We start from the raw sequence: 12,512 nt of genomic DNA, 5'->3' as shown, positions 1-12,512 counted from the left end.
GCAAGGCCGTGCTATAAAGACAACATGCCCAAGATCGTCGACCCCGACGCCCGCCGCCTGGAGATAGCCGAAGCCGTCTTCCGCGTGATCCAGCGGGACGGCCTCGCGCAGGCGTCGCTCAGGAGCGTGGCCGGGGAGGCCGGACTCGCGATCGGTTCGGTGCGGCACTACTTCCGCGGCCACGACGAGCTGATCGTGTTCGCCATGCGCGCGCTCGGCGACCGGCTCGAAGCGAGGTTGCTGGGACACCTCCCCGATCTGCTCGACCCCGCGACCCCGCGCTCGCGGCGGCAGGAAATCACCGAAGCACTGCTCGGCGAGCTGCTCCCGCTCACCGAGCAGACCAAGGCCGAAACCGACGTCTGGCTGGCGTTCTCCGCCGCCGCAAAGAACCGGCCGGACCTCGCCGAGGAGGCCGTCCGCATGTACGAAGGGGTCCGAGCCCTCGTCCGGCGGGTGCTCGACGGCGCCAACGAAGCGGGCGGTCTGCTCGACGACCTCGACCTGGCCGTCGAGACCGAACGGCTGGCCGCGCTGCTGGACGGCCTCGCGCTGTCGACGGGCCGGACCTCGCCGGAGCTGATGCGCACCGTGCTCCGGCGGCATCTCGAGACACTGCGGCGCCCCGAACCGGCTGGCACGGTGAAGGGATGAGCACGTTCTACGAAGTCGCGGCCCAGGACCCCGGCCGCGTCGCGGTGATCGACGTCGACGGGCGGGAGACCACCTTCGGCGCACTCTCGGCGCGCGCGAACCAGCTGACCCACGCTTTGCGGGAGCTCGGCCTCGGCGAGGGCGACGGCGTCGTCGCGATCATCCACAATGGACTCACCTATTACGAGCTGCTGCTGGCGACCTTGCAGGCGGGGATGTACTTCACCCCGGTCAACCACCGGTCCTCGCCGGGGGAGATCGCCTACATCGCGGCCAACAGCGGCGCCAAGGTGGCCGTCGCGGACGCGGACATCGCGGCCACGTGCACCGCGGAACTGGGAAGCCTGCACCGGTTTTCGCGCGGCGAGACGCCGGGCTGGGCCGACTACGCGTCCTGGGGCGCGGATCTGCCCGTCACCACGCCGGAGCACCGGACCGCCGGGCAGACGATGCTCTACACCTCCGGGACCACGGGACGCCCCAAAGGCGTCCGGCGCGCGCTGTCCGGGCGACCACCGGCGCTGCACCCGATCCACGCGCACGTCCTCGAACGCCTGGACGTCCTGCCGGGGCACGGCGTGCACCTCGTCGCCTGCCCGCTGTACCACGCCGCGCCCGGCATGTTCTCGACCGCGATCCTGCATCTCGGGCACACGCTCGTGCTGATGGACCGGTTCGACGCCACGGAAACATTGCGGCTCACCGAAAAGCACCGCGTGACGAGCACGCATCTGGTGCCGACGATGTTCCACCGCATGCTGCGGCTGCCCGAGGACGTCCGCGCGCACTACGACCTGTCGAGCCTGGTCTCGGTGATCCACGGCGCCGCGCCGTGCCCCCGGGAGGTCAAGGAGCGCACGCTCGCCTGGCTCGGGCCGGTGGTCCACGAGTACTACGGCGCGTCCGAGGGCCTGATCACGGCGGTGCACGCCCGGGACTGGCTCGCCGAGCCGGGCACCGTCGGCGAGCCGCTGGACGGCGTGCGGGTGAAGGTCCTCGACGACGACGGCCGGGAGCTCCCCGCGGGGGAGACCGGGACGCTCTACTTCAGTTCCGCGCACACGAAATTCGACTACCACGACGATCCGGACAAGACGGCCGCCGCGCGCTCCGGGGAGTTCGTCACCGTGGGGGACGTCGGCTACCTCGACCCCGCGGGCCGGGTGTTCCTGTGCGACCGGCGGACGGATCTCATCCTTTCCGGCGGGGTGAACATCTACCCGGCCGAGATCGAGGCGCGGCTGCTGAGCCATCCCGACGTCGCCGACGTCGCGGTGATCGGGGAACCGGATCCCGAATGGGGACAACGGGTCGTCGCCGTCGTGCAACCGGTCGAAGGTGTCGCCGGGGACTCCGAGCTGGCGGAGCGGCTCGAAGAGCATTGCCGGGCGGAGCTCGCCGGGTTCAAGACACCGCGCCGGTTCGATTTCCGGGAACGGCTGCCGCGGACGGAGAGCGGGAAGATGCTGCGGCGGACGCTTCGGGCGCCCTGACCTTGCCCGTCGCGGTACCGTTTCCCGTATGCGCCTGCGGTCTGTGACCACGCTGCTCGCCACGCTCGTCCTCGCGCTCGCCGTCCCCGGGACGGCCGGGGCGACCCCGGGGTCCGGGGTGACCGGGACGATCTTCAAGCAGAAGACGGTCGGGGACACCGACTACGTGCTGCGAGAGGTCGTCATCCAGCCCGGCGGGTACACCGGCTGGCACTATCACGACGGGAAGCTGTACGCGTACGTCAAGAACGGCACGCTGACGCACAACTCGGCCGACTGCGGGCTCGACGGCCTGTACCGCAAGGGTGCGGTCTTCACCGAGCCGAGCGACACCGTCCACATCGGACGGAACCTCGGGACGACGCCGGTGGTCCTGGAGGTGCTTTACGTGCTGCCGCACGGGAGCCCGCTCTCGCAGGACGCGCCGAACCCGGGTTGTCCTTTCTAGGCTCCGAACCAGCCCGCGACGTCGAGCCGGAAGCCGTCCGCCGGCGCCATCGCGCGAAGGTCGGTTTCGAGCGCGCGGACTCGGCCCGCGCCCAGCGTGCCGACCCAGTCCTCGCGCAGCTCGTCGAAGATCGCCGCGGACCGGCGGAGTGAGTCGATCCCGCGGCCGGTGAGCCGCACGACCTTGCGCCGCGCGTCGGCCGGATCGTCGGCGCGCTCGACGTAACCGAGCTGCTCCAGCTTGTCGACGGTCTTGCCCGCCGCCTGCTTGCTGACCCCGAGCCGCCGCCCGATCTCGCTCGCCGTCGCGCCACCGAGGCCGATCGCCTGCAGGGCGAAGCCGTACGCGGGACGGACGTCGGGATGCCCCTGCTCGGCCAGCTCGGCGTGCAGCCGGTCGATGATCGACCGGAAGCCCGCGAACAGCAGCAACGGCAGCTCGAACCCGGGAGTTTCGGGAACTCGCTTGCCTTGTTCGACAACCTGGTTTACCTTTTCGTCAACCACGTTGACCATCTTAAGGGGCTGCCTTGTTCACCGACCACACCCTCGAAACCGCGCCCGGAGCTTCGCGCCGTTCGATGGAGGCGACCATCCGGAAGTTCGGCCACCTCCCCACCGCCGTCGCCCGGCAGGCGTCGTCGCCGGAACTGCTCGACGGGTTCCTGAGGCTCAGCGCGAGCTTCGAAAAGACCACGCTCGACCCGCTCGCGCGGGAGACAGTCGTGATGACCGTGGCGACCCGGAACGGCTGCGAAGTGTGCGTCGAGATCCACACCGGCAGGCTGAAGGGCCATCACGCGGACGACGACGTCATCGCGGCGCTTCGCTCGCAAGAGCCCGTTCCCGACGAGCGGCTGGAAGCCGTCCGGCAGTTCACGCTGGCGGTGCTCGAAACCGCCGGCGGCGTGGACGACGAGACGCTGCGGGCCTTCTTCGGGCACGGATTCACCGAGCGGAACGCCCTGGAAGTCGTCATGGGCATCGGGGCCTACACGATGTCGACCCTGGCGAACAGGCTCATCCGCGCGTAGTCGCTTTACGTGGTCGCCCCTCACGGCCCGGTATCACTCCAATGGCCGCCGATCTTGATGTATCTGGGCAGTCCCGACCGCCTCTTCTCTTGTGCAGCCGAAAGTTCGCCACCCGCGGCGCGGCGCACCGGCGGTCTGGCCTGCCGAGGGGGCAGACCAGACCGCCAAAACCCGGACGTTCCACTGGTGTGGGGGTACGTGAAGGCCCCCTTCCCTCGATTCAGCCGAGGGAAGGGGGCCTTCACGTGTCTCCCCCCGCATTTAGTCCTCTACTTGCGTCGAGGTCAGGCTTCGAGGGCCCATCGCACGAAGCGCATCTTCGGCGCGAAGCCGGCCTTCTCGAAGACCCCGAACGCCCCGGCCGGGTCCGCCGAGTCCACGTTCAAACTGGCGCGGTCGTAGCCCCGATCGACGGCGGCCCGCAACGCGTGTCCCATCAACGCACCGGCGACGCCCCGCCGCCGGTACTCCCGGAGCGTTCCGATCACCATGAAGTGCGCGTCACGGACGCCCGTGGCCTCCGTGTCGGCCTCCCACCACAGGGTCACCAGCATCCCCACCGCGGCGCCCGTCGCCTCCTCGCGGAGCAGGAAGCTGATGTCGGGCCGGAACGTCTGGTTGGTGATCTTGTTCCGCCAGAGATCGGCGGGCATCGGCGCCGCGCCCCAGTAGTCCCGGTACGCCTCGTTCCGGACCGTGCGGAAGTCCTCGTCGTTCCGCTCCGACCACGGCTCGACCACGAACCCGTCCGGGATCGCCGGACCGTCCAAGGCGCCGAGCGAGTGCTCCATCCGCTGGAAGTAACGCACCGGCGTGAACCCCCGGGACCGGACGAGTTCGGCGAGACCGGCGATGCGCTCGGGCCGGTTGACGTCCACCACGAGCTTCGAGTCCGGGTGATGCGACGCGTGCACCACCTTGGCCGCCGCCACCCCCGCGTCGACGAGCGCGCCGCCGATCCCGCGGCGGCGATACCCGGGGTGGACCCCGCCGTCGAGGAAGACCCGATGGATCTCTTCCGCGGACGGCTTGAAGCGGATCTTCATGTAGCCGGCCATCACGTCGCCGTCGAAGGCCGCGAGACTCGCGCGCTCCAGGTCCGCGTACGGGTCGATCAGCTCCTGGAGGGTGTCCTCCGCCGTGTAGTTCTCGCCGATCCCGTCGACGGTCTCCATGGCGTTGAGGAGGTCCGCGGACGCCTGGGCGTCCTCGCGGGCGAGCGGCCGCCACGTCAGGTCGTGCATGCGGCTGAAAGTAGTCCCGCGCTCGGCGGGTTGTCGCCGGGTTTTCGGTGGGCGCAGTAGGGATCGAACCTACGACCGCTCGGGTGTAAACCGAGTGCTCTCCCGCTGAGCTATGCGCCCGGGAGGTGGCACCCGCGTACGGGTGCCACCGGTGAAGACTCAGGCCAGGGAGGCCACGGCCTTCTTCCACGCCTGCTGGTCGCGAGCCTCGCCGGGCTGGTTGACCTCGGCGAACCGCACGACGCCGTCCTTGTCGATCAGGAAGGTGCCGCGGGTGGCCAGGCCGGCCGCCTCGTTGAAGACGCCGTAGGCCTTCGCGACCTCACCGTGCGGCCAGAAGTCCGAAAGCAGCGGGAACTGGTAGCCCTCCTGCTCGGCCCACGCCTTGAGCGAGAACGGGGTGTCCACCGACACACCGATGACCTGGACGCCGTTGCCGTCGTAGTCCGCGAACTCGTCCCGGAGCTGGCACAGCTCGCCGGTGCAGATACCGCTGAACGCGAACGGGTAGAACACCAGCAGGACCGGCTTGTCGCCCTGGAAGGACGACAGCTTCACGGCCTGCTTGTTGTAGTCGTTGAGCGTGAAGTCCGGGGCTTGCGATCCGACCTCGACGGCCATACCGGCGGTTTCCTCTCAAGAGCGAACAGGGGCCTGCGAGGACAACCCTATCGTGTCGATCGCGCGGCTCCCCGGGTCACCGCTTGGTCTTCGACTTCGGCGACACCAGCCGCGTGCCCGCCCACTTGGGACCGGCGCTGATGTTGGCCGTCTGGGCGAGCCCGACCTGCGGCACCGCTTCGGCGATCTCGCTCGGCTCGACGTGCCCTGGCTGCCCCGTCTTCGGGGTCAGCACCCAGATCACGCCGTTCTCGTTCAAGGGGGTCCGGACCTCGATCAGCGTGTCGCCGAGATCACCGTCGTCCTCGCGCCACCACAGCAGCACCACGTCGATGACCTCGTCGGCGTCCTCGTCGAGGATGTCGCCGCCGATCTGTTCCTCGATCGCCGCACGAAGGTCGTCGTCGACGTCCTCGTCCCAGCCGATCTCCTGGACCACCATGTCCGGCTTGATCCCGAGCCTTTCGGCGACGCTGCTCTGATCAGCGTCTCCCGCGGCGACCACTGCTGTCACTCCTCCAACTACGACGGAGCGTGGTGTCGCTCGGCCGGATTCGACCGGGCGGGCACCACACTCGGGTACACGATGCCCGTTAGCGAACACTGGTGAAGCGATCCGCGCAACCGTCCACACCGGATCTTGAACAACTCGTGTCGCGGCATACGGACATTCAGCCCACTCCCGGAGGGTCAATCCGGGCGCGCTTGGGCACCCCCGAACGGCCTGCTTTAGGGTGGGAGAGAAAACGCGCGCGCGAGTACAGGCGCGTGCGAGGTGTGTCGCAATCGGGTCCGTGGACGTTACCGATCAGTAGCGGTGACGCGAACGGAACCGGAGGACGACGATGGACGGCGAACACGCCCGAGTACGAGCACAACCAGCTACCACCTTTCGCAAGGAGACCCCTTGGCCCCGCAGAACGACGGCGCCTCCGGCAAGGAGACCCCGGCACGCGTCCGCGTCATCCGTGACGGATTGGCGGCGCACCTGCCCGACATCGACCCGGAGGAGACCGCCGAATGGCTGGACTCCTTCGACGAGGCGCTGGCCAGGGGTGGTCAGCAGCGCGCCCGCTACCTGATGCTGCGCATCCTCGAGCGGGCCAGGGAACGCCACGTCGGCGTCCCGGCGCTGACGTCGACGGACTACGTGAACACCATCCCCACCGAGAACGAACCCTGGTTCCCCGGTGACGAGGAGATCGAGCGCCGCTATCGCGCCTACATCCGGTGGAACGCCGCGATCATGGTGCACCGCGCGCAGCGTCCCGGCGTCGGCGTCGGCGGGCACATCTCGACCTACGGCTCGTCCGCGGCGCTGTACGAAGTGGGCTTCAACCACTTCTTCCGCGGCAAGGACCACTCGGGCGGCGGCGACCAGATCTTCATCCAGGGCCACGCCTCCCCCGGCATCTACGCCCGCGCGTTCCTCGAGGGCAGGCTGACCGAGAACCAGATGGACGGGTTCCGTCAGGAGTTCTCGCACGCCGGCGAGGGCGGCGGCCTGCCGTCGTACCCGCACCCGCGGCTGATGCCGGAGTTCTGGGAGAACCCGACCGTGTCCATGGGCCTCGGCCCGATGAACGCGATCTACCAGGCCCGGTTCAACCGCTACCTGCGTGACCGCGGCATCAAGGACACCAGCGACCAGCACGTCTGGGCGTTCCTCGGCGACGGCGAGATGGACGAGCCGGAATCGCGCGGCCTCATCCACGTCGCCGCGGGCGAGGGCCTCGACAACCTGACCTTCGTGATCAACTGCAACCTGCAGCGGCTCGACGGCCCGGTGCGCGGCAACGGCAAGATCATCCAGGAGCTGGAGTCGTACTTCCGCGGCGCCGGCTGGAACGTCATCAAGGTCATCTGGGGCCGCGAGTGGGACTCGCTGCTGCACGCCGACCGTGACGGCGCGCTGGTCAACCTGATGAACACCACGCCGGACGGCGACTTCCAGACGTACAAGGCCAACGACGGCGCCTTCGTCCGCGAGCACTTCTTCGGCCGCGACCCGCGGACCAAGGAACTGGTCAAGGACCTCACCGACGCCGACGTCTGGAACCTCAAGCGCGGCGGGCACGACTACCGCAAGGTCTACGCGGCCTACAAGTCGTCGCTGGAGCACCACGGCCAGCCGACGGTGATCCTGGCCCACACCATCAAGGGTTACGGCCTCGGCCCGTCCTTCGAGGGCCGCAACGCCACGCACCAGATGAAGAAGCTCACCCTCGACGACCTGAAGCTGTTCCGGGACGCCCAGCGCATCCCGATCAGCGACGAGGAACTCGAGCGCGACCCGAAGCTCCCGCCGTACTACCACCCGGGCAAGGACTCGGCGGAGATCGAGTACATGCTCGGCCGCCGCAAGGCGCTCGGCGGGTTCCTGCCGGAGCGCCGCCCGAAGGCCTCGAAGGCGCTCGTGCTGCCGGGCGACAAGGTCTACGAAGGCATCCGCAAGGGCTCGGGCAAGCAGGAGGTCGCCACCACGATGGCGTTCGTCCGGCTCGTCCGCGAGCTGGCGAAGGACTCCGAGATCGGCAAGCGGATCGTCCCGATCATCCCGGACGAGGCGCGCACCTTCGGCCTCGACTCGATGTTCCCGACGGCCAAGATCTACAACCCGCACGGCCAGACGTACACGTCGGTCGACGCGAGCCTGATGCTGGCCTACAAGGAGTCCGAAAAGGGCGTCATCCTGCACGAGGGCATCAACGAAGCGGGGTCCACCGCGTCGTTCACCGCCGTCGGCACCTCGTACGCCACGCACGGCGAGCCGATGATCCCGATCTACATCTTCTACTCGATGTTCGGGTTCCAGCGGACCGGTGACGGCCTCTACGCCGCGGCGGACCAGATGGCCCGCGGGTTCGTGCTCGGCGCCACCGCCGGCCGCACCACGCTGACCGGTGAGGGCCTCCAGCACGCGGACGGGCACTCGCTGCTGCTGGCGGCGACCAACCCGGCCGTCGTGGCCTACGACGCGGCGTGGTCGTTCGAGATCGCCCACATCGTGCGGGACGGTCTTCGCCGGATGTACGGCGAGACCGGGCCGGACGGCAACGGCGAGAACATCTTCTACTACATGACGATCTACAACGAGCCCTACCAGCAGCCCGCCGAGCCCGAGAACCTCGACGTCGACGGCCTGCTCAAGGGTCTCTACAAGTACGCCGACGCGCCGTCGGGCGACGGCCCGGAGGCCCAGATACTGGTGTCCGGCGTCACCATGCCGGACGCGCTCCGGGCCCAGCAGATGCTGGCCGAGGAGTGGGGTGTACGCGCGGCCGTGTGGTCGGCCACGTCGTGGACCGAGCTGCGGCGCGAGGCCGTCGAGGCCGACCACGACAACCTCCTCCACCCGGGCGACTCGCCGCGTGTGCCGTACGTCACGCAGAAGCTGTCCGGCGCGAACGGGCCGGTCGTCGCGGTCTCGGACTGGATGCGGGCCGTGCCTGACCTCATCCGCCCCTGGGTGCCGAACGACATGCTGACGCTGGGCACCGACGGGTTCGGGTTCTCCGACACCCGCCCGGCCGCCCGGCGGAAGTTCCTGGTCGACGCGCAGTCGATCGTGGTCGGCACGCTGAGCGCGCTGGCCAAGCGCGGCGAGGTCGACCGGGCGAAGGCGGCCGAGGCGGCGCGGAAGTACCGCCTCGACGACGTCGCCGCCGCGGGTCCGCAGTTGTCGGACTCCGGTAGCGCCTAGCGTTGAGATGAAGGGGCCTTTCATTGCAAATTTTGCGATGAAAGGCCCCTTCATTGCATCCAGCGAGCAGCGGGCTAGGGTGAGACATCGGATGTTTCCGGGGAAGCGGGAAGGGTGAGCGAGTGTGACCAAGCGTCGACTGCCGAAGCCGAGTGAGCTGAAGCAGATCCTGCGGCCGAAGCCGATCGTGCTCAACCCGACCGAACGGCGGCTGGCGGGCGCGCACACGATCGCCGACCTCCGGATGCTCGCCCGCAAGCGCACCCCGCGCGCCGCGTTCGACTACACCGACGGCGCCGCGGAGCTGGAGGACAGCCTCCGCCGCGCCCGGCAGGCCTTCCGCAGCGTGGAATTCCACCCGAACGTCCTGCGCGGCGTGTCCGATGTGGACACGAGCAAGGAGATCCTCGGCAAGCGTTCGGCGCTGCCGTTCGCGTTCGCGCCGACCGGGTTCACCCGGATGATGAACCACGAAGGCGAGTCCGCGGTGGCCCGCGTCGCGCAGCGCAACGGCATCCCGATGGGGTTGTCGACGATGGCGACGACGTCGATCGAAGACCTCGCGGCGGCCGCGCCCGAGGCCCGCAAGTGGTTCCAGCTCTACGTCTGGCGCGACCACAAAGCGGGCGAAGATCTGATGAATCGCGCCTGGGCCGCCGGCTTCGACACGCTCATGCTGACGGTGGACACCCCGGTCGCCGGCGCGCGGCTGCGCGACGTCCGCAACGGGCTGACCATCCCGCCCGCGCTCACCCTCAAGACCTTCGTCGACGGGGCGATGCACCCGTCGTGGTGGTTCAACCTGCTGACCACCGAACCGCTGACCTTCGCCTCGCTGAGCCAGTTCGACGGCACGGTCGCCGAACTGCTCAACCAGCTCTTCGACCCGACCCTGAACTTCGACGACCTCGACTGGGTCCGCCAGACCTGGCCGGGCAAGCTCGTGGTCAAGGGGATCCAGAACGTCGACGACGCCCGTGACGTGGTCAAGCACGGCGCCGACGCGGTATTGCTGTCCAACCACGGCGGCCGCCAGCTCGACCGCGCGCCGACCCCGATCGAACTGCTGCCCGCGGTGCTCGACGAGATCCAGGGCGACGCGGAGGTGTGGGTCGACACCGGCATCCTCTCCGGCGGCGACATCGTGGCCGCGATCGCGCGCGGCGCCGACGCGGTGCTCATCGGGCGCGCGTTCCTCTACGGCCTGATGGCCGGGGGCGAGCGCGGCGTTCAGCGCTGCGTGGACATCCTGCGCGCCGAGATGACCCGGACCATGCAGCTGCTGGGCGTCCGCACCCTCGCCGACCTCAAGCCGTCGCACGCCACCATGCGCTGACCGACGCAATTCGTCCTCTGAATGCGGTACTTGCGTCGCGCAAATACCGCATTCAGAGGACGAAACGCGGGGTCAGCGGCCCGCCGTGGAGAGGCCTGCGGGAGCGGTCCGCACCTGCTTCGCGGTGCGGTTCCAGCTCCACCAGCCGTGCACGACCAGCCCGGCGAACACGATGTAGACCGCCGCGGAGAAGTACAGGCCCGACGAGAGCTGCAGCGGCACGCCGATCGCGTCGACGACCAGCCACACCAGCCAGAACTCGACGAGACCGGCGCCCTGCGCGGCGAAGGCGACCAGCGTGCCGACGAAGATCGCGGCGTCCGGCCAGGGCGCCCACGAGGCGTTCAGCGCGTCGAGGACCAGCGCCATCGCGGTGGTGCCGATCGCGAACGCGCCGAGCATCGCCAGGCGCTCGCCGAGACGGCCCTTGCGGACGACGACGCCGTAGACCGGGTCGCTGCGGCGGGACCACGCCCACCAGCCGTAGATCGAGATGGCGAGGATCGCGACCTGCCTGGTCGCGAGGCCGCCGAGGTGCGCGGAGATGTAGACCGAGAACAGCAGCACGGTGGCACCGACCTGGACCGGCCAGGTCCACAGCGTGCGGCGTTGCGCCAGGAAGACCACGGCGAGCGCGAACACCTGCCCCGCCAGCTCGGCGAAGGAGATCCACTGTCCGAGCACCGTGACACCGTTGTGCAGCAGGAAGTCCACGTCCGCACCCCTCTCCGTCTACCGCTCCAACATGCTCCGTTCCGGAGCCATTCCCTAGGGAGTGTGAGGTGCGGAACAGAGAGACGGCTCAGGAGCCGCTAAGGACTCTCACAGGATGCGAAAAGGGCCCTCCGCCACGTGCTCCGCGACGATGGGCCCCTTCGACTCCACGCGGGCCCGGTGCCTTCCTCGATCACCGGGCCCGCGGGATGCTCAGGAATCTACGCGACTGATGCCCACGGGCGAAGTCGGCGGCTCCGAACGGACCTCCTGCTTGCCGCTTCCGGGCTCAAGCTGGCCCTGCAGGTTGGACAGCCAGCCCTGCCAGCGGTCCTGCGCCGGCTTGATCAGGCCGCCGCCGAAGCCGACGACGATCACGCCGCCGATGGTGGCGAGCACGGTGATCAGGACCGGCCCCGTCACCGCCGTCGCGATGTTCACCTGGCCGAGCGCGGCGATGATGCCGAACGCCATGATCATCCAGTAGGCGATGGTGCCGAGCAGCCGCCCGGCGGGCCGAGTGGAGAGTGCTCCGGTCACCAGATCACGGACGACCTTGGCCACGGCGGCCGCTACGATCACCAGGACCAGCGCCACCAGGATCCGCGGCAGGAACGCGATGATGTCGTTGAGCAGGGCGCTGACCGGATTGCTCTCCCCGAATACGCCGAACGCGAGTTGCAGCGCGATCAAGAGAATGAAGTAGTACACGAGTTTGACGAGGATCCCGCCCGCGTCGACATTCGCTTGTTTGAGCGTTCCGGTGAGTCCGGTCTTCTCGATGAGCTTGCCGAAACCGATCTTCGACAGAACCAGTCCCAATGCCTTTGACACGGCTTTCGCGATCAACCAGCCGATGAGCAGGATGATCAGGAATCCGACCAGTTTCGGCACGAAGGTGGCGACAAGGTTCCATGCTTGTCCCAGACCGTCTTTCAGCTGCTCGCCCACGGCGAACTCCCTCCTCTGCGCATCCGCGACCTACCCGGTGCGGCTTGCGAGGGATCGTTGATCACGGGCACCGCACCGGCAACTCGGCGACCCACGATCGAGTGAGTGAGCTAGCGGGAAAAGATCCACAAGTCCCATACTTGTCCTACCGGTGGGGACCGGGGAGACGAGGCCGTCCGGCGCAGCGAAAAACGCGAGCGCCGGGCGGCCTCGAGTTTTATGCAAACACCTTTCACAATTCACCGGCATTGACCGTCCACTTCGGACACCAGCGGCGAAAGGCCGCAGGACGACGGCAACCCGGCCCGTCGGACT

12 protein-coding genes and 1 tRNA gene are annotated in these 12,512 nt (G+C 68.7%); 6 read left to right on the top strand and 7 right to left on the bottom strand.

The window, feature by feature from the left end:
* Positions 1–24 precede the first annotated feature (24 nt).
* From IE302_RS34095 to IE302_RS34085, 3 genes are read left to right on the top strand one after another with little or no spacing between them, the layout of a single operon-like run.
* Positions 25–654, top strand: a complete 630-nt coding sequence (locus IE302_RS34095) for a TetR/AcrR family transcriptional regulator (RefSeq protein WP_191258556.1) — start codon at positions 25–27, stop codon at positions 652–654.
* The gene (locus IE302_RS34090) at positions 651–2,147 is read left to right on the top strand and encodes an AMP-binding protein (RefSeq protein WP_191258555.1); all 1,497 of its coding nucleotides are present in this window, start codon (positions 651–653) and stop codon (positions 2,145–2,147) included. The genes IE302_RS34095 and IE302_RS34090 overlap by 4 nt, the downstream gene beginning before the upstream one ends.
* Positions 2,148–2,175: 28 nt before the next feature.
* Positions 2,176–2,595 carry a cupin domain-containing protein gene (locus IE302_RS34085; RefSeq protein ID WP_191258554.1) on the top strand — a complete coding sequence of 140 codons (420 nt, stop codon included), beginning with the start codon at positions 2,176–2,178 and terminating at the stop codon, positions 2,593–2,595.
* On the opposite strand, the gene IE302_RS34080 is transcribed toward IE302_RS34085, so the two are convergent.
* A complete protein-coding gene (locus tag IE302_RS34080; protein WP_191258553.1) occupies positions 2,592–3,110 on the bottom strand; it encodes a MarR family winged helix-turn-helix transcriptional regulator in 519 nt (172 codons plus the stop codon). The two genes, IE302_RS34085 and IE302_RS34080, sit on opposite strands and share 4 nt — an antisense overlap.
* A 14-nt stretch (positions 3,111–3,124) precedes the next feature.
* On the opposite strand from IE302_RS34080, the gene IE302_RS34075 reads away from it, so the two are divergent.
* On the top strand, positions 3,125–3,628 hold the full coding sequence (locus tag IE302_RS34075) for a carboxymuconolactone decarboxylase family protein (RefSeq protein WP_191258552.1): 504 nt from the start codon (positions 3,125–3,127) through the stop codon (positions 3,626–3,628).
* A gap of 284 nt (positions 3,629–3,912) precedes the next feature.
* Here the strand turns inward: IE302_RS34075 and IE302_RS34070 are convergent, their stop codons facing one another.
* From IE302_RS34070 to IE302_RS34055, 4 genes are all read right to left on the bottom strand, one after another.
* Entirely contained in the window at positions 3,913–4,872 is a 960-nt protein-coding gene (locus IE302_RS34070) for a GNAT family N-acetyltransferase (protein WP_191258551.1), read from the bottom strand.
* 48 nt (positions 4,873–4,920) lie between these two features.
* Positions 4,921–4,992 (bottom strand) — tRNA-Val (locus IE302_RS34065).
* Between the two features lie 39 nt (positions 4,993–5,031).
* Complete coding sequence (locus IE302_RS34060) at positions 5,032–5,493, bottom strand: peroxiredoxin (RefSeq protein WP_191258550.1); 462 nt, start codon at positions 5,491–5,493, stop codon at positions 5,032–5,034.
* A gap of 76 nt (positions 5,494–5,569) precedes the next feature.
* Positions 5,570–5,998, bottom strand: coding sequence for a DUF3052 domain-containing protein (locus tag IE302_RS34055; RefSeq protein WP_005164955.1), 429 nt, complete (start codon positions 5,996–5,998; stop codon positions 5,570–5,572).
* Positions 5,999–6,400: 402 nt separating this feature from the next.
* Here IE302_RS34055 and aceE point away from each other — a divergent pair, with 402 nt between their 5' ends.
* On the top strand, positions 6,401–9,196 hold the full coding sequence (gene aceE / locus IE302_RS34050; protein ID WP_191258549.1) for a pyruvate dehydrogenase (acetyl-transferring), homodimeric type: 2,796 nt from the start codon (positions 6,401–6,403) through the stop codon (positions 9,194–9,196).
* 124 nt (positions 9,197–9,320) lie between these two features.
* A complete protein-coding gene (locus IE302_RS34045) occupies positions 9,321–10,532 on the top strand; it encodes an alpha-hydroxy acid oxidase (protein ID WP_020630471.1) in 1,212 nt (403 codons plus the stop codon).
* Between the two features lie 72 nt (positions 10,533–10,604).
* On the opposite strand, the gene IE302_RS34040 is transcribed toward IE302_RS34045, so the two are convergent.
* Positions 10,605–11,246, bottom strand: coding sequence for a nicotinamide mononucleotide transporter family protein (locus IE302_RS34040; RefSeq protein WP_191258548.1), 642 nt, complete (start codon positions 11,244–11,246; stop codon positions 10,605–10,607).
* Positions 11,247–11,459: 213 nt separating this feature from the next.
* On the bottom strand, positions 11,460–12,197 hold the full coding sequence (locus IE302_RS34035; protein WP_191258547.1) for a mechanosensitive ion channel family protein: 738 nt from the start codon (positions 12,195–12,197) through the stop codon (positions 11,460–11,462).
* Between the last annotated feature and the right edge of the window lie 315 nt (positions 12,198–12,512).

It is taken from the genome of Amycolatopsis oliviviridis, assembly GCF_014654365.1.
GTDB lineage: Bacteria > Actinomycetota > Actinomycetes > Mycobacteriales > Pseudonocardiaceae > Amycolatopsis > Amycolatopsis oliviviridis.
This window is presented reverse-complemented; position numbering and strand designations above follow the sequence as displayed.

Bases quoted from the DNA above. Each gene is read 5' to 3' on its own strand.
- IE302_RS34090 (WP_191258555.1), top strand. From the start codon at position 651: ATGAGCACGTTCTACGAAGTCGCGGCCCAGGACCCCGGCCGCGTCGCG.
- IE302_RS34085 (WP_191258554.1), top strand. From the start codon at position 2,176: ATGCGCCTGCGGTCTGTGACCACGCTGCTCGCCACGCTCGTCCTCGCG.
- IE302_RS34080 (WP_191258553.1), bottom strand. From the start codon at position 3,110: ATGGTCAACGTGGTTGACGAAAAGGTAAACCAGGTTGTCGAACAAGGC.
- IE302_RS34095 (WP_191258556.1), top strand. From the start codon at position 25: ATGCCCAAGATCGTCGACCCCGACGCCCGCCGCCTGGAGATAGCCGAA.
- IE302_RS34070 (WP_191258551.1), bottom strand. From the start codon at position 4,872: ATGCACGACCTGACGTGGCGGCCGCTCGCCCGCGAGGACGCCCAGGCG.
- IE302_RS34060 (WP_191258550.1), bottom strand. From the start codon at position 5,493: ATGGCCGTCGAGGTCGGATCGCAAGCCCCGGACTTCACGCTCAACGAC.